Below are 16,494 nucleotides of genomic sequence, written 5' to 3'. Positions count from 1 at the left end.
CATGACCGGACACATCGCGACAGTCGCCGGGGTCGCCGTCGACACCCGGCACTGGATCGGCGGCCGCAGGGTGGCCTCCGCCGCGACCTTCACCGACGTCTCGCCCATCGACGGGAGCGTCCTCGCCGAGATCGCGCGCGGCACCGCCGTCGAAGCCGACGCCGCCGTCGCCGCCGCCAAGGCAGCGTTCCCCGCCTGGGCCGCGACGTCACGGGAGGAGCGCGCACGGCTGCTGCACGCGATCGCCGACGGCGTCGAGAAGCGCCTGGAAGACCTGGCGATCGTGGAGACCCACGACAACGGGGCGCTGCTGCGCTCGCACCGGCGCGGGGTGATGCCCAGGGTCGCGCACAACTTCCGTTTCTTCGCCGACTGGCTGCTCGACCTCGGCCATGACGACTTCGAGACGCGCGGGCACACCAACCACGTCAGCTGGGACCCGGCCGGGCCGTGCGTGCTGATCACCCCGTGGAACGCGCCGCTGATGCTGGCCACCTGGAAGGTCGCGCCCGCGCTCGCGGCCGGGAACACCGTGGTGCTCAAGCCCGCCGAGTGGTCGCCGCTGACGGCGTCGCTGCTGGCCGACATCGCGGCCGCGGCGGGACTGCCCGACGGCGTGCTCAACGTCGTGCAGGGCCTCGGCGCGGAGATCGGTGACGCCCTGACCTCGCACAACGACGTGCGCAGGATCAGCTTCACCGGCTCCGTGCCGACCGCCGCGCGCATCGCCGCCTCGGCCGCCCCCGCGCTCACCCCGCTCAGCCTCGAACTGGGCGGCAAATCGCCGCTGCTGGTCTTCGCTGACGCCGACCTGGACCTGGCCGTCGACCTCGCGGTCGAGCAGTACGACAACGCGGGCCAGGTCTGCCTCGCCGCGACGCGGCTGCTGGTCGAGGAGAGCGTGGCGGAGGAGTTCACGCGGCGGTTCGTGGCGAAGGCGTCGGGGATCAGGCAGGGCGATCCGCGCGACGAGGCGACCGGCATCGGGCCGAACATCCACGAACGTCAGGTCGCGAAGATCGACGGGTTCGTCCAGCGGGCGCTTGCCTCAGGGGCGCGCGCGGTGCTCGGGGGCGGGCCGAACGCCGAGCTCGGCGGGCTGTATTACCGGCCGACCCTGCTGACCGACGTGGCGCAGGATAGCGAGATCGTCCAGGAGGAGGTGTTCGGGCCGGTGCTCACCCTTCAGACGTTCACGAACGAGGACGAGGCGGTCGCGCTGGCCAATGACACGCGGTTCGGGCTCGCCGCGACGGTCGCGACCGGGGACCGGGAGCGGGCCGAGCGCGTCACCGCGAGGCTCGTCGCGGGGACGGTGTGGGTGAACTGCTTCTTCGTGCGCGACCTCCAGGCCCCGTTCGGCGGGTCGCGGCAGTCGGGCGTCGGGCGTGAGGGCGGCACCTGGAGCTTCGACTTCTACTGCGACCTGAAGAACACGGTCACCGCGCCGACGGGCTGGGCCGGCCGTGGGTGAGATCGTCGGGGCGGGGCTGCTCGCCCACGTCCCGACCATCGTGCTGCCCGAGGCCGACCGGCTGGAGCTCAACGAGGGCAAGGAGATCACCCTCGTCACCGGCCTGCGGGAGCTGCGCGAAGAGGTGTTCGAGCGCGACGACTACGACACCGTCGTTGTCCTCGACTCGCACTGGGCGACGACCGTCGAGTTCGTCGTCACCGCGCAGGACAGGCGCGCTGGCCTGTTCACCTCCGAGGAGCTGCCGCGCGGCATGTGCCGGATGCCCTACGACTTCCCCGGCGACCCCGAACTCGCGCACAACATCGCGTCCTTCGCCGACGCGCACGGCACATGGATCACCGCGATCGAGGACGCCTACCTCCCGATCTACTACGCGACGATCAACCTGTGGAAGTTCCTCGGCGAGGGACTGCCCGACAAGCGCTGGGTGACGATCGGCGTCTGCCAGACCGGCGACATGGAGGACCACCTCCGCCTCGGCCGCGCGCTCGCCGACGGGATCGCCGCGACCCCCGGCCGCCGGGTCCTGGTGATCGCGTCGGGCGCGCTGTCGCACACGTTCTGGCCGCTGCGCGAACTGCGCGACCACGAGGCGAGCGACACCCGGCACATCTTCACGCCCGAGGCGCGCGCCGCCGACCTCGAGCGGATCGGCTGGTTCAAGGACGGCCGCCACGACCGCGTCCTTCAGACGATGGACGAGTTCTGGCGGTACAAGCCGGAAGCGAAGTTCTTCCACTATCTGATGCTCGCCGGGGCGCTCGGCGAGGAGCGCTGCACGGCCGTCGCGCGGCAGTACGGCGAGTACGAGAACTCCATCGGCACCGGCCAGGTCCACCTCTGGTTCGACCGCCCTGCCGGGGGCTGGACCGCCCCCGCATCCCCCACGCAAGGAGACCTGCCATGACCCGTGAGTACCGCCGCATCCTCCTCGACGGGGCAGTCGTCGAGGTCGTCCGGGAGGGCGACGAACTCGTCGCCGGGGACGGCCGCTCGGTGCAGATCGAGGACGCGCAGCACCTGCCGCCGGTGGTGCCGTCGAAGATCATCGCGGTGCACCTCAACCACCGCAGCCGGGTCGAGGAGTTCCAGGCGAGCCTGCCGCCCGCGCCGACGTACTTCCACAAGCCGACCTCGTCGCTGAACGCGCACAGGGGCGCGGTTGTGCGGCCCGAGGGGTGCCGGTGGCTGAACTACGAGGGCGAGGTCGCGATCGTCATCGGCCGCACCGCGCGCAACATCGCGCCGGACGAGGCGGGCGACTACATCGCCGGATACACCGTCGCCAACGACTACGGCCTGCACGACTTCCGCGACACCGACTCAGGCTCGATGCTGCGCGTCAAGGGCTCCGACACGCTCTGCCCGCTCGGTCCCGGGCTCGTCACCGGGTGGGACTTCCACGGCAAGCGGCTGCGCACCTACGTCAACGGCGAGGTCGTCCAGGACGGCTCGACCGACGAGATGAAGTGGGACATGCACTACCTCGTCGCCGACATCGCACGAACGATCACCCTCTACCCCGGCGACGTCCTCCTCTCCGGCACCCCGGCGAACTCCCGCCCGGTCAAGCCCGGCGACATCGTAGAGGTCGAGGTGGAAGGGCTCGGCAAGCTCACCAACCACATCGTGACGGGCCCAACCCCAATCCGCACCGACATCGGCGCCCAGCCAACCGAGTCCGAAGAAGTCCTCTCAACCGCCCTAGGCGGCGCCTGGGAATTCCGCGGCATCCGAGCCCCCCACCACTAACCCTTTCCCCGCGCAGTCCCTACGGGACTGCGCGGGATACGTCCGGTGCCGAAGGCACTGCGCGGAGCCGCGGCCTGGTGCCGAAGGCACCGGGCGCGGTGTGCGACCTAGTGCCAGAGGCGCTGCGCGGCAGCTGTGGCCTGGTGCCGGAGGCGCTGGACGCAGGGCGTGGCCGGTGCCGGAGGCGCTGCGCGGAGCTGTGGCCTGGTGCCGGAGGCGCTGGGCGGGAGTTGCGGTCTGGTGCCGGAGGCGCTGGGCGGGAGTTGCGGTCTGGTGCCGAAGGCGCTGGGCGGGAGCTGTGGCCTGGCACCGAAGGCACCGGGCGCGGGGCGCGGCCTGGTGCTGAAGGCGCTGGGCGCGGGGTGTGGCCGGTGCCGGAGGCGCTGGGCGGGGCTGTGGCCTGGTGTTGAAGGCGTTAGGTGTGGCCTTGGGGGCGGCTACCTTTCCGTGCAGTCCCGAAGGGACTGCACGGAAAGAGGTCTTTGGGTGGGGCGGGTAGGGTCGCGGCTGTGACGGAGTTCGGGGAGCCTGCGGCGCGCGGTGGGGAAGGTGTGCCCAGGCGCGGGCAGAAAGCCTATGGGGAGGGGCGCGAGGCGCTGTTGAACGCGGCGGTGCGGGTCGTCGGCAGGGGAGGGCTGCGCAAGCTCACCTATCGGGCGGTCGCGCAGGAGGCCGGCGTGACGCACGGGCTCGTCGTGCACCACTTCGGCTCACGCGACGCGCTCATCGCCGAGGCGCTCGCCCACTCGATCCGCACGAGCGTCGCGATCAGCGAGGTGGAGAGCGGGACCGGCAGGATCGAGGACTTCACTGCGGGGCTGTCCCGCATGGTCACCGCCGACCCCGACATCCAGGCGTTCCAGTACGAGCTGCTGCTCGAGGCGCGGCGCAGGCCCGAGCTGCTGCCGGAGATCCGCAGGCAGTACGACGAGTACTTCGGCGCGGCCAGGCGCGAGCTGTCGCGCATCATCCCCGGCGGCGCGGACCCCACGCTCGCGCGGCTCGTCTTCGCCGCGCTCGAGGGCCTTGTGCTGCACCAGCTCGTTTTCGGGGAGCCCGAGGTGACCGACGCGGCGCTCGAGCGGCTGCGCGCCCTGCTCAGGACCCTCGCCGCCGACGCCGGGTAAATCTTCCGTTACGGCGGAAATGCGCGGACGAAATCCCTTGCCAAACGGATAGTTCCCGGCCAGCATGGGGCAACTCGTTTGGCCTGAAACGATCCACACTCCCCTCAGGCAGGTGAAATCCGCGTGGAAAACCAGACAGTCATCGGGCGTGAGCCCGCACAGGACGGCTCCACCCCGGCAAGACTCAAGCCCAACGCCCTCGGCGTCCTCGGCGTCCTGTTCTTCGTGCTCTCCGCCCAGGCCCCGCTCACCGGCATCGCCGGGGCGTCCCCGCTGGCCGTCGCCCTCGGCAACGGCGCGGGCGTGCCGGCCTCGTACGTCGCCGCGGGCCTCGTCATCCTGCTGTTCTCCGTCGGTTTTGTGGCGATGGGCCGCCACGTCGTCAACGCCGGAGCCTTCTACACCTACATCGGCAGGGGCCTCGGCGCGACGGCCGGATCGGGCAGCGCGGGCGTCGCGCTGTTCGCCTACTGCACCATCCAGGCCGCGATGTACGGGATCTACGGCGCGACGGTCAGCGGCCTCGTCGCCGAACACACGGGCGCGGACGTGCCCTGGTGGGTCTTCGCGCTGGTCACCATGGTGATCGTGCAGGCGCTCGGCGTCTTCGGCATCGAGATGGGCGCGAAGGTCCTCGCGGTCTTCGTCCTCGCCGAGTTCAGCATCCTGCTCGTCTTCGGCGTCGTCACCTTCGTCAAGGGCGGCGGGCCCGAGGGCCTCGGGTTCGCCGACAGCTTCTCGCCGAGCGCCGCGCTCCAGGGCGCGCCCGGTGTGGCGATCATGTTCGCGGTCGCGTCGATGTTCGGGTTCGAGGCCACCGCGATCTACGGCGAGGAGGCCAAGAACCCGAGCCGTACCGTGCCGCGCGCGACCTACGCGGCGGTCGGCGTCGTCACCGTGTTCTTCGCGTTCACCTCGTGGATGATCATCTCCGCGCACGGCGCGTCCCAGGCCGCGGCAATCGCGGGGCAGGGGCTGGAGAGCGGCGACTCGTCCGGGTTCGTCTTCGCGCCCGTCGTCGCGCAGCTCGGCGGCTGGACCGGCGACGTCCTGCCGATCCTGCTCGCCACCTCGCTGTTCGCCGGCATCCTCGCCTTCCACAACTCCGCGAACCGCTACCTGTTCGCGCTCAGCCGCGAGGGCATGCTGCCCCGCGCGCTCAGCGCGCTCAACCGGAGCCACGCGCCGTGGGCGGCGGGCATCGCGCAGACCGTGATCGCGCTCGCGCTCGTGATGCCGTTCGCGCTGCTCGGCAAGGACCCCGTCCTCACCCTGTTCTCGTGGTTCAGCGGCCTCGCGGTGCTCGCGATGATGCTGCTCTACCTGCTGACCTCGATCTCGGTGATCGTGTTCTTCCGCAGGGAGCGGCTCGACACCCGCCCGTGGAACACGCTGATCGCGCCGGCTTTGGGCGCGCTCGGCCTCGCCGGCGCGATCTGGCTGATCCTCGCCAACTTCACCACCCTCATCGGCGGCTCCACCGCCACCGCCGCCTGGCTCGTCGCCGTCATCCCCGCCGTCCTGCTCACCGCCGCCCTGGCAGGCCGAACAAGACAAAACCCAACAACCTGACCCCACCCACGGCAGTCCCCACCCCACCCGACCAACACACCCACCCGCCCAAGGAACCCGCCGCGCGACGCCCGAGCCGGAACGCGGCGGGCTTCTCCACACCCCCAGCTCAGCCGATCAGCGCACCCACCCATTCGAGGAACCCGCCGGGGACGGGCGAAGCGGAACGCGGCGTCCGCGTCCCGACTCAGCCGACCGGCGTGCTCACCCGGTCGGGGAAGCCGTCGCGGGGCGGACGCGGCGCAACGCGGCGGGCTGAACCCCGCCCGCGCTCAGCTGACCGGCGTGCTCATCCGGTCGGGGAAGCCGTCGCGGGCGGGCGAGGTGGGACGCGGCGGGCTGGGCCGCGCGCGCGTCAGCGCCCCGGGTCGGTGGCTCAGCTGACCGGCGCGCCCACCCGGTCGAGGAAGGTGTCGACGAGGTGGGCCGCGCGGAGGCGGGCGTCGGGGTCCCGTGTTTGGGTCAGGGTGAGGAGGGTGGTGGGGTCGATGTTGTGGGTGGTGCACTGGTCGGCGCCGCCGAAGTCGATCCAGCCGCGCACGACCTCGGCCGTGGCCTCCGGGTGGAACTGCACCCCGAGGCTGCGGCCGACGGTGAACGCCTGCGCGCCGACCGACGTGCGGGCCAGCTCCACCGCGCCGGGGGGCGGCGTGAACCTGTCGTAGTGCCACTGGAACCACGGGCCCGACGGGACGAGGTCGGGGTCGTCGGTCTCCACCTCGGTCCAGCCGATCTCCGGGCGCGGCGCGCGCTCCACCGACCCGCCGAGCGCGGTCGCCAGGGCCTGCGCGCCGAAGCAGATGCCGAGCACCGGCACGCCCGTCCGGTGCGCCTCACGCAACAGCGCGAGTTCCCCCTCGATCCACGTGCCGACGCTGTCGCCGTCGTAAACCGACCAGGGCGCGCCGAGGGACACGATGAGGTCCCACCCGTCCGCGCCGGGAAAGTCGAACGCGACGGCCGGGGCATGGTGGCTCTCGCGCGGCACGACGGTCACGACGTCGAGCTCGTACCCCCGCTCGATGAGCCGGGCCCCGACATGGCCGGGCTCGGAGACGTAGTCGTGCTTGATGACGAGCGCGCGCATCGCCGCATCCCCTTCGTGGTGGTTCGGGTGGATCGCCGCCATGGTATATCGTTTGGACTCAAACGTAATCGCCGACCCCCGAGGAGGCCGCGCATGGGCGAAGTCACCCATCAGGAGTGGATCCGCAGGGCCGAGCGGCTGAAGCCCGCCGTCGCCCACCTCGTCGGCGGCGTCGCGGAACCCGGCGACGGCGCCACGTTCCCCGTCGTCTCCCCGCGCGACGGCCGGGTCATCGCCCACGTCGCCGACGGACACGCGGCCGAGATCGACGCCGCAGTCGCCGCCGCCCGCGCCGCCTTCGACCGTGGCCCGTGGCCGCGCATGGCCCCCGCCGACCGGGGCAAGGTTTTGCTCCGCCTCGCCGACCTCCTCGAAGAACACCGCGCCGAAGTCGCCCTCACTATCAGCCTGGAAATGGGCAAACCGGTCACCGAGGCGCACGACATCGAGCTGCGCGCGGTGATCGGCACGTTCCGCTGGTACGGCCAGCTCGCCGACAAGCTCACCGACGAGTCCCCGCACACCGCCCAGGACGCCCTCGCGCTCGTCACCCGCGAGCCCGCAGGCGTGGTCGGCGCGGTCGTGCCGTGGAACTTCCCGCTCACCCTCGCGGGCTGGAAGATCGCGCCCGCGCTCGCGGCGGGATGCGCGGTGGTGCTGAAGCCGTCGGAGAACTCGCCGCTGTCGGCGCTGCTGCTCGGCAGGCTCGCCACCGAGGCGGGGCTTCCGCCCGGCGTCCTCAACGTCGTCAACGGCGACGGCCCCGGCGCGGGCCGCGCGCTCGGCCTGCACCCCGACGTCGACGTCCTCGCCTTCACCGGCTCCACCGCCGTCGGACGGCACTTCCTGCGTTACGCAGCCGACTCCAACCTCAAGCGGGTGTGGCTCGAACTCGGCGGCAAGTCGCCGAACATCATCCTGCCCGACGCCCCCGACCTCGACCGGGCCGCCGCTACCGCCGCCTGGGGGATCTTCTTCAACCAGGGCGAGATGTGCACCGCGCCGTCCCGGCTGCTGGTCCACTCCTCGGTCGCCGAACGCGTCACCGACGCGATCGTCGCGCGCGCCGGGCAACTGAAGGTCGGCGACCCGCTCGACCCGGCGACCGAGATGGGGGCGATGGTCGGCGAAGCACACCTGGAACGCGTCCTCGGGCACGTGCGCGACGGGCTCGGCGACGGCGCGCGGCTGCGCGCGGGCGGCGAACGCCTCGCCGCGGTCCCCGGCGGCAGCTACCTGAAGCCCACGGTCTTCGACGGCGTCGCGCCGACCTCGCGCCTGGCCAGGGAGGAGATCTTCGGCCCCGTCCTGTCCATCCTGACCTTCGACGACCTCGACGAGGCAGTCGCGCTCGCCAACGACACCGACTACGGCCTCGCGGCAGGACTCTGGACCAGCGACCTGTCGACCGCCCACCGGGTCTCCCGCGCGCTGCGCGCAGGGACGGTCTGGGTGAACTGCTACGAGGAGGGCGACATGACCGTTCCGTTCGGCGGGATGAAGCAGTCGGGCAACGGCCGAGACAAGTCCGCGCACGCCCTGGAGAAGTACACCGAGCTCAAGACCACATGGATTCAGCTGTGAGCCCGCGACCGCTCATCGCCGTTCCCGCGCGTTTCGCCGCTTCGACGTCCGCGCTGCGTTACGCGGCCGAGGTCAACGCCCGTGCCCTCATCGAGGCGGTGTGGCGGGCCGGGGGCGAGCCCGTCACGGTCCATCCGCACGCGCCGGGCGGCGTCGCCGACCCCGCCGAGGTCGCGGCGCGGCTCGCGCGGTTCGCCGGGCTGCTCCTGCCGGGCGGCGGCGACCTCGCCCCTTCCCGGTACGGGGCGGCGGACGCGCACGAGAGCGTCTACGACGTGGACGACGAGCAGGACGCGTTCGACCTTGAACTCGCCCGCCGCGCGCTTGAAAGCGGGATGCCCCTCCTCGCCGTCTGCCGTGGGCTCCAGGTCGTCAACGTCGCGCTCGGCGGCACCCTCTGCCAGGACATGGGCGACGGCCGCGAACACCGGCACGTCGTGCACCCGGTCGAGATCGTCGCCGACTCCGGGCTTGAGAAGATCGTCGGGGCGGCGAAGGTCGAGGCGTCCTGCTACCACCACCAGCGCGTCGACCGCCTCGGCGCCGGCCTCACCGTGACGGCGCGGGCCGCCGACGGCACGGTCGAGGCGCTCGGCCTCCCCGGCGCGCCCGGCTGGTTCGCCGCGGTCCAGTGGCACCCCGAGGACACCGCCGCCGCCGACCCCGCGCAGCAGCGCCTGTTCGACGCGCTCGTCAAGGCCGCCGCCTAATCGATCAGGACTTGGGACGGCGTCCGCTGCGGCGGGGGGCCAGTTCGACCCCGTCGAGCAGGGTCTCCCGCCGCTCCTCGCCGTGCCGCTCGACCTGCAGGACGACCCTGCGCAGCCCGTCGGCGACCGTGCGGCACTCCGCGTCGGACAGTTGCCCGGTGACGAACGCCTCCTCCTCGTTGAACTTCGGGAAGACGCGCTGCATGAGCTCCTGACCCGTCTCGGTCAGGTCGAGCAGGACGAGCCTGCCGTCGGTCGGGTGGTCCGACCTGCGCACCAGGCCGCGTGACTCGAGCGTGCGCGCGACGCTCGTCAGCGTGCCCTTGGAGATCCCCGCCTCGGCGGCCACATGGCGGGTCTCCGACTCGCCCCAGATCCAGATCACCCAGAGCACGACAAAAGCCGTCCAGGTCAGCTCCTGCTCGCGCAGCACCGAGTTCTCCAGGTGCTGCCGGACGGCGGACGCGGCACGGTAGATGTTGGCGACCACCGCCATCTGCTCCCGGCGCAGCGGGATCCCGCCGAGCTTGGCCTCGGCGAGCTTCTCCGCCTCGGCGATCGACCGCTCTCCGGCCACGACGCACCCTCCAACCCCGCCCCTGCGGGCCCTCCCAAGATAGCGCCCCCGCGCGGCGGCCCAGGCGGGGGAAATGCCGGGTCGGTGGGCGGGTGTTCTACAAGCGTGGGAGCGAGGGCCGCTGCCGGGGCGGAGGCGACATGGCAGGCGAGGACGGGGACTGCGGGGTGCTCGACGTGGCGCTCCGCCTCTTCGCGAACCTTGGCTACGACGGGACCACCACCGAGATGATCGCGGCGGCGGCGGGGGTCAGGCCCGAGGAGGTGCCCGGCGGCCGCAACGGCCTGTACCACGCGATGCTGCGGCGCTTCCAGGACCAGCAGCTCGCCGTCTTCGACCAGGTGCCGGAGATCTCCGCGGAGGGGGATCTGCACGACGTCCTGGACCACCTTCTCGACTTCTACCTCGACCACCGCCTCGAACTGATGGTCTGGCAGCACAGGGGCCTGTCGGACGCCACCGACATCGCCGGGGCCGAGCGCGACTACCGGACCCCGGTCACCGAGCGTCTGTTCGAGGTCGTCGCGGCGCTGGAGAAGCTGCCCGACCCTGAGATGTGGATCAGCGTCGTCACCTGGAGCCTCACCGGCTTCGTCAGCGGCGGCATCATCACCCAGGACGCCGAGCCCGCCGACGCCGACGACTACCGGGCCCGCCGCCGCTTCCGCGCCTTCATGCACAAGATGATGGAGGCCGTCGGCCCGCGCTAGCGGCCGCCCAGGCCGTAATAAGTACATCTTGACGGCTTTTGGGGTGGGTTTTGGGTCTTGGAGACTTAGGGTTTTTGTATGGGTTCAGAGGGTCATGGCGGCCAGGTCGATGACGCGCTGTTGGGGGCGGCGAGGCGGTTGTTCGCCGCGCTCGGCTACGACGGGACGACCGTCGAGATGATCGCGGACGCGTCAGGGCGCGACATCGCCGCGGTGAAGCGGGCGGGCGGCAAGCGCGGGCTGTACGAGACGGTGATGGAGGGGCTGCGGCAGTCGTATCTGAGCTTCTACGAGGACCTGTACCGCGAGATCCCCGGCGACGCGCGCGGCATGCACGACAGGCTCGACCGGGTCATCGACATCCACCTCGAGTATCCCGAGCTCGCGTCGCTGTGGCAGCACCGGAGCCTTTCGGACGCGCTCGACCTCTCCGACCTCGAGAAGCGCTTCCGGCAGCCCGCGCGGGAGCACCTGCGCGAGGTCTTCGGGCTCGAACCCCTTGACGACAGCGAGTACGAGATGGTCGCGAGCGTCTTCGAGTGGTGCGTGTACGGGTTCGTCACCGGCGGCGTCCTGCGCACCGACGGGCCCGGCAGGCCGGACGACCCTAAGCAGCGCACCCAGTTCCGCGACTACATGCACCACCTTCTCGACCTGATCACCAAGGACCGGGAGGAGAGACAGAAAGCGGGAACCGGCTCGCTGTGAGGGTCACTCCTCGGCGAGCAGGTGGGTCCAGCTGGAGATGAGGACGTCGAGGGCGCGGTCCTCATCGACGTCCCAGCCGCGCCGCATCCAGCGGCGGGCGAGCGCGTCGAGCTGGTTGAAGGCGAGGACGGCCCGGACGCGGCGGGTCTCGGGGTCGAAGCGGCCCGCCTGGTCGAGGCCCGTCGCGATGTCGGCGATGGCCTCCTCGAACCACTCGTCGACGAGCCCGCGCAGATCCGGGTCGATCACCGCGGCGTCGAGGGCGGAGGTGAGGTAGGGCCTGATCTCCGGCCAGCGGGCCGCCGAGTCGCGCAGCCAGTGCGCGAGGCCGTCGCGTGAGCCCTCCCGGACTGCCGCGACGAGCTCCGCGGACCGTGAGGAGTAGCCGTCGGCGCTGCCCGCGCGGCGCAGGATCTCGTTCAACTGGCCGATCAGGGCGCGCATGAGGTCGCTGCGTGAGGCGAAGTGCGCGTAGAAGGTCACCTTCGTGGTGCCCGCGGCGACCGCGATGTCCTCGACGGTCGTGGCGGCGTAGCCCTTGGCGTCGAAGAGTTCGAGTGCCTTGGCGAGCAGCCGGCGGCGCGTCATCTCCTTCTGGGCGGCGCGCAGGTTGGCCACGTCAGGGTGCCCCGTCGGCGCGTCCGCGCGACGCCGCGGGCGATCCGTTCATCATGAGAACACCCTAGGACACCTTGGCCGTCGTGAGATCGGGCGTCGCGCGATCGGGCGTCGTGAGATCGGGCGTCGTGAGATCGGGCGTCGCGCGATCCCGGGTTCGCGCGGGGGTCAGGGGTTCGCGCGGCGGATTAGGATGCCGCCATGTCCTCGCCGTCCTCCCCGCACGCCGACGCGCGCCTCAGCCCCGCCGAGCGGGCCGTCCGCCGCAGGCTCGCGGGCCTTGAGGAGGCGGCCGCCGCCGACGTGCGCGCGCTGATGGACGCCGGTCTCGCGCTCATGGTCGAGCGCGGCGACGGCAGGGGGCCGCGCGTCGCCGACATCGTCGCCGCCGCGGGGCTGTCGAACGACGCGTTCTACCGCTACTTCTCCGGCAAGGACGCCCTTGTCGAGGCGATCGTGGACCGCGGCGCGCAGACCTTGGCCGCCTACGTGGCGCGGCGCGTCGCCGCCGCGCCCGACCCGGCCTCGGCGATCCGCGCGGGGGTCGTCGCGGTGCTCAAGCAGGTCCGCGACGCCGACCTCGCCCGGCAGACCCGCGCGGTCCTCGGCAACTCGCTCACCATGGCGGCGGGCAGCGCCCACGTGTCGGTCCGCCTCGTGGACGAGCTCGCCGCGGTGTTCGCCCCGCACGTCGCGGCCCTGGGCGGCCCCGAGTCCGCCGCCCGCACCATCGCCTCGTCGGTCATGGGCGCCCTCCAGTACCACCTCTTCAAGGCCGACGCCCCCGACCAGTCCGAAACCGACGCCCTCATTACCTTCCTCCTCAAAGGCACAACCCCCTAACCCCCACCCACCCTCCGGCCCACGCCGCCTTCCCCCAGCGCCCCACCGCACGCAAGCGGACGCGCCCCGCCGCACGTCGCCGCGCGTAAGCGGCCGCGCCCTGCCGCACGTAAGCGGTCGTGCGTCGCCGTACGTGGGCGGTCGCGCTCACCGGCGCGTGGGCGGCCGCGCCCTGCCGCACGTAAGCGGTCGCGCCTCGCCGTACGTGGGCGGTCGCGCTCCACCGCGCGTGGGCGGCCGCGCCCTGCCGCACGTAAGCGGCCGCGCCTCGCCGCACGTGGGCGGGCGTACCGCCTTCCTCTCTTCGGCGCGCTGTCCGGCCCGCGCCGACGATCTCTGCGTGCGCGTCGAGTGCCTGGGCGACGTCCCGTCGAAGACCTCGCCTCCTGTGCCCATGAGGTGTCGAAGGTCGCCCTGTCGGCACCTCCTTCTCTGCGTGTGCGAATACTCGTTCTTGGAGTGGAGAATGGCGTTCTGCTAGGTTACGAAGGGCGTTCTGTTGTGAGTTGAGGAGGTGGGTGTCGGATGTGGGACTTCAGTACTGATCCGGGGTTCCAGGGGGAGCTCGACTGGGTCGCGGAGTTCGTCCGGGAGGAGGTCGAGCCGCTCGACCTGCTGTACCCGGGCAACCACGAGCCCTACGACCGGGAGAGCGAGGTCTTCAAGGAGGTCGTGCGGCCGCTCCAGCGGCGGGTGAAGGAGCGCGGGCTGTGGGCGGCGCATCTGCCGCCGTCGCTCGGCGGGATGGGCATGGGCCAGGTGCGGCTCGCGCTGCTGAACGAGATCCTGGGCAGGTCGCAGTGGGCCCCGATGGTGTTCGGCACGCAGGCCCCCGACTCGGGCAACGCCGAGATCCTCGCGCACTACGGCAACGCCGAACAGCGCCGCCTCTACCTCGAGCCTCTGCTCGACGGAAGGATCGTCTCCACCTACGCGATGACCGAGCCGACCGGCGGAGCCGACCCCGGCGGCTTCACCTGCCGTGCCGTCCGCGACGCCGACGGCTGGGTCATCAACGGCGAGAAGTGGTTCGCCTCCAACTACCCGCACGCCGCGTTCGTCATCGCCATGGTCATCACCGACCCCGACGTCGCCGTCCACAGGGGCACGTCGATGTTCATCATTCCGCGCGGCACCCCGGGCATGGAGATGGTCCGGGGCACCGGCCTGTTCGGCGAGCCGCTGGGCGAGGGCGTCCACGGGTACCTGCGGTTCACCGACTGCCGGGTGCCCGCGGAGAACCTGCTCGGCGAGCCCGGCACGGCGTTCGCGATCGCGCAGACCAGGCTCGGCGGCGGACGGCTGCACCATGCGATGCGCTCGGTCGGCGTGCTGCGCCGCGCGACGGAGATGATGACCGAGCGGATCGCCAGCCGCACGACGCGCGGCGGACCCCTCGCCGACCAGCAGTCGGTCAGGCAGTCGCTCGCCGAGGTGTGGATCGCCGTCGAACAGTTCCGCCTCCAGGTGCTGCACGCCGCATGGCAGGTCGACCGCTCCCGCGAGACCAAGGACCCCGAGCACGTCCGCGCGGCACGGCTGCACATCTCGGCGGTCAAGGCCGCGACGCCGGGGACGCTCGTAGACGTCGTCTACAAGGTGATGCACCTGCACGGCGCGTTGGGCGTCTCCAACGAACTGCCGCTCATGCGGATGTGGCAGATGGGCCCGACCCTCGGCGTAGCCGACGGCCCCACCGAGGCGCACAAGGACGTCGTCGCCAAGCTCCTGCTCCGGAACGCGGTCCCGGCCGACGACCCGCTGTTCGGCTCCGAGCACCTGCCCACCAAGGTCGCGGCGGCCAGGGCGAAGTTCGCGGCCCTCGCAGGAAAGACGAGCACAGAGAAGACGAGCACAGGAAAGAAGGAGGTCTGATGAGCGGCAAGGAGTCTCCCGCGCTCGATCTCGCGCGCCTGAACGCGTGGGACGGCCTCGCGGCGCTGCCCGGGTCCGGACCGGTCGAGGAGGCGGTCCGGCTGCGCGGCGGCGCGCAGAACCTGCTGTTCACGATCCGGCGCGCGGACGGAACCGAACTCGTCCTGCGCCGTCCCGGAAGGCACCTGCGCGAGGGCGCGGCGGCGGCGTTCACCAGGGAGAGCCGGGTCCTGACCGCCCTCGCGGGCACCGACGTGCCGCACCCGCACCTGTACGCGAGCCACCCAGACGACGACGTGATCGGCGCGCCCTTCTCCGTCCTGGAGAAGATCGAGGGGTTCACCCCCAAGGGCGAGCTGCCCGGGAGCTACGGCACGGACCCGTCATGGCGGCGTGCCTCCGCGCTCGCCCTCGTCGAGGGAGCCGCCAAGCTGGCTTCCGTCGACCCGTACGCCGTCGGCCTCGGCGACCTGAGCAAGACCGACAACTGGCTTGAGCGTCAGACGGCCCGTTACCTGAGGATGCTTGAGGGCTACCGGGACGTCGAGGAGTACCGCGCGACGGAATCCCCGCACGTGGTCCCCGTAAGCCGGTGGCTTGAGGCGAACCGTCCCGGAGGGTTCCGTATCGGGATCGTGCACGGCGACCTCCAGTTCGCGAATGTCATGTTCACCCACGACGCCCCGGGACTCGCCGCGATCGTGGACTGGGAGATGGCCGGGCTCGGCGACCCCCTCCTTGACCTCGCCTGGATCCTCACCGCCTGGCGGGAGAAGGGCGACCCGCCAGGCAGCGACCCGTACCTGAGCCCGTGGGACGGCTTCCCCAGCCGGGCCGAGCTCGTCGCGCACTACGGGGCGCTCACCGGGCGCGACACCTCCGACTTCCGGTGGTTCCAGGTCCTGGCCTGCTTCCGGCTCGCCGCCCTCCTTGAGGGCACCTACGTCCGCGCGCTGAACGGCCAGATGGACCGCGCGATGGGCGACGGCCTGCACAAGTACGCGGGCTGGCTCTGGGCGAAGGCGGCCCAGGAGACCGCTTGAAGCCCGCGCCCCGGACGCACGTGCGTCCGGGGCGTCCGGCTAGGGCATGCCGCCGTCGACCCGCAGGGTCGCGCCCGTCGTGTACGACGACGCGTCCGAGATCAGGTACAGCGCGCCCCCGACGATCTCGGCGGGGCGACCGATCCGCCGCTGCGCGTGCGTCCCGACGCCCACGGCGAGCTGGTCGTCGTCCCAGTCGGCTGTCGCGCCTGTCGCGAACGGCCCGGCCATCAGCGTGTTCACCCTGACCTTCGGGCCGAACGCGTGCGCGAGCCCGTCGGTCAGCGCGTTCAGCCCCGCCTTGGCCGCCGCGTAGGGCAGGATGCCGGGACGCGGCCGGATCGACCCCGTCGAGCTGACGTTGACGATCGAGCCGCCGCCCGCCTCGCGCATCAGCTCGCCGACCAGCACCGAAAGCCGGAACGGGCCCTTCAGGTTGAGGTTCACGACGGCGTCGAACAGCTTCTCGCTCACGTCGCCGAGCGTGTCGTACAGCGGTGACATGCCCGCGTTGTTGACGAGCGCGTCGATCCTCCCGAACCGTTCGTGGGCGGCGTCCACAAGGCCGGGGAGCTGGTCCCAGCGGCCGACGTGCACCGCGTACGGCAGCACGGCGCGTCCCGTCTCCTTCTCGATCTCCGCGGCGACGGCGGCGCAGGCGTCCCCGTCGCGGCTCGCGATCACCACGTCGGCCCCGCACCGCGCGGCGGCGCGCGCGATCTCCCGGCCGAGCCCCCGGCTTCCCCCGGTGACCAGCACGACCCGCCCGGTCAGCTCGAACAACCCGTCCGCGTACCCCATGCCTGCCGTC

16 protein-coding genes are annotated in these 16,494 nt (G+C 71.8%); 12 read left to right on the top strand and 4 right to left on the bottom strand.

Features of this window, described 5'->3' with window-relative positions:
• Window position 1: 1 nt before the first annotated feature.
• From R9X44_RS15195 to R9X44_RS15175, 5 genes are all read left to right on the top strand, one after another.
• Window positions 2-1,474: an aldehyde dehydrogenase gene (locus R9X44_RS15195; protein ID WP_319814786.1), complete on the top strand. Its 1,473-nt coding sequence runs from the start codon at window positions 2-4 to the stop codon at window positions 1,472-1,474.
• Complete coding sequence (locus R9X44_RS15190) at window positions 1,467-2,384, top strand: 3,4-dihydroxyphenylacetate 2,3-dioxygenase (protein WP_319814785.1); 918 nt, start codon at window positions 1,467-1,469, stop codon at window positions 2,382-2,384. Before R9X44_RS15195 ends, R9X44_RS15190 begins: the two co-directional genes overlap by 8 nt.
• Entirely contained in the window at window positions 2,381-3,229 is an 849-nt protein-coding gene (locus tag R9X44_RS15185; RefSeq protein ID WP_319814784.1) for a fumarylacetoacetate hydrolase family protein, read from the top strand. The genes R9X44_RS15190 and R9X44_RS15185 overlap by 4 nt, the downstream gene beginning before the upstream one ends.
• A 509-nt stretch (window positions 3,230-3,738) precedes the next feature.
• Window positions 3,739-4,356, top strand: a complete 618-nt coding sequence (locus R9X44_RS15180; RefSeq protein WP_319814783.1) for a TetR/AcrR family transcriptional regulator — start codon at window positions 3,739-3,741, stop codon at window positions 4,354-4,356.
• A gap of 123 nt (window positions 4,357-4,479) precedes the next feature.
• Window positions 4,480-5,928 (top strand): APC family permease, encoded by a 1,449-nt coding sequence (locus R9X44_RS15175; protein WP_319814782.1) that lies wholly within the window; start codon window positions 4,480-4,482, stop codon window positions 5,926-5,928.
• 376 nt (window positions 5,929-6,304) lie between these two features.
• Here the strand turns inward: R9X44_RS15175 and R9X44_RS15170 are convergent, their stop codons facing one another.
• Window positions 6,305-7,057, bottom strand: coding sequence for a type 1 glutamine amidotransferase (locus R9X44_RS15170; protein WP_319814781.1), 753 nt, complete (start codon window positions 7,055-7,057; stop codon window positions 6,305-6,307).
• A 51-nt stretch (window positions 7,058-7,108) separates the two neighbouring features.
• On the opposite strand from R9X44_RS15170, the gene R9X44_RS15165 reads away from it, so the two are divergent.
• Both R9X44_RS15165 and R9X44_RS15160 read left to right on the top strand, forming a co-directional pair.
• Window positions 7,109-8,599 (top strand): aldehyde dehydrogenase, encoded by a 1,491-nt coding sequence (locus R9X44_RS15165; RefSeq protein WP_319814780.1) that lies wholly within the window; start codon window positions 7,109-7,111, stop codon window positions 8,597-8,599.
• Complete coding sequence (locus R9X44_RS15160) at window positions 8,596-9,309, top strand: gamma-glutamyl-gamma-aminobutyrate hydrolase family protein (RefSeq protein WP_319814779.1); 714 nt, start codon at window positions 8,596-8,598, stop codon at window positions 9,307-9,309. Before R9X44_RS15165 ends, R9X44_RS15160 begins: the two co-directional genes overlap by 4 nt.
• Before the next feature lie 4 nt (window positions 9,310-9,313).
• Here the strand turns inward: R9X44_RS15160 and R9X44_RS15155 are convergent, their stop codons facing one another.
• Window positions 9,314-9,886 (bottom strand): MarR family winged helix-turn-helix transcriptional regulator, encoded by a 573-nt coding sequence (locus R9X44_RS15155; protein ID WP_319814778.1) that lies wholly within the window; start codon window positions 9,884-9,886, stop codon window positions 9,314-9,316.
• A gap of 140 nt (window positions 9,887-10,026) precedes the next feature.
• Here R9X44_RS15155 and R9X44_RS15150 point away from each other — a divergent pair, with 140 nt between their 5' ends.
• A complete protein-coding gene (locus R9X44_RS15150; RefSeq protein ID WP_319814777.1) occupies window positions 10,027-10,596 on the top strand; it encodes a TetR/AcrR family transcriptional regulator in 570 nt (189 codons plus the stop codon).
• Window positions 10,597-10,674: 78 nt separating this feature from the next.
• Window positions 10,675-11,304 carry a helix-turn-helix domain-containing protein gene (locus R9X44_RS15145; protein ID WP_319814776.1) on the top strand — a complete coding sequence of 210 codons (630 nt, stop codon included), beginning with the start codon at window positions 10,675-10,677 and terminating at the stop codon, window positions 11,302-11,304.
• A gap of 3 nt (window positions 11,305-11,307) precedes the next feature.
• Here R9X44_RS15145 and R9X44_RS15140 read toward each other — a convergent pair whose 3' ends face one another.
• On the bottom strand, window positions 11,308-11,922 hold the full coding sequence (locus tag R9X44_RS15140) for a helix-turn-helix domain-containing protein (RefSeq protein ID WP_319814775.1): 615 nt from the start codon (window positions 11,920-11,922) through the stop codon (window positions 11,308-11,310).
• Between the two features lie 201 nt (window positions 11,923-12,123).
• Between R9X44_RS15140 and R9X44_RS15135 the strand changes: the two genes are divergently transcribed.
• From R9X44_RS15135 to R9X44_RS15125, 3 genes are all read left to right on the top strand, one after another.
• Entirely contained in the window at window positions 12,124-12,765 is a 642-nt protein-coding gene (locus R9X44_RS15135) for a TetR/AcrR family transcriptional regulator (protein ID WP_319814774.1), read from the top strand.
• A gap of 525 nt (window positions 12,766-13,290) precedes the next feature.
• Window positions 13,291-14,640 (top strand): acyl-CoA dehydrogenase family protein, encoded by a 1,350-nt coding sequence (locus R9X44_RS15130; protein ID WP_319814773.1) that lies wholly within the window; start codon window positions 13,291-13,293, stop codon window positions 14,638-14,640.
• Entirely contained in the window at window positions 14,640-15,683 is a 1,044-nt protein-coding gene (locus tag R9X44_RS15125) for a phosphotransferase family protein (RefSeq protein WP_319814772.1), read from the top strand. The genes R9X44_RS15130 and R9X44_RS15125 overlap by 1 nt, the downstream gene beginning before the upstream one ends.
• A gap of 39 nt (window positions 15,684-15,722) precedes the next feature.
• Here R9X44_RS15125 and R9X44_RS15120 read toward each other — a convergent pair whose 3' ends face one another.
• Window positions 15,723-16,484 carry a glucose 1-dehydrogenase gene (locus tag R9X44_RS15120; RefSeq protein ID WP_319814771.1) on the bottom strand — a complete coding sequence of 254 codons (762 nt, stop codon included), beginning with the start codon at window positions 16,482-16,484 and terminating at the stop codon, window positions 15,723-15,725.
• Window positions 16,485-16,494: the final 10 nt, after the last annotated feature.

It is taken from the genome of Actinocorallia sp. A-T 12471, assembly GCF_033875155.1.
Lineage (GTDB): Bacteria > Actinomycetota > Actinomycetes > Streptosporangiales > Streptosporangiaceae > Actinocorallia.
The sequence above is the reverse complement of the archived record's forward strand: the minus strand, read 5'-3'. Positions and strand labels throughout refer to the sequence as shown.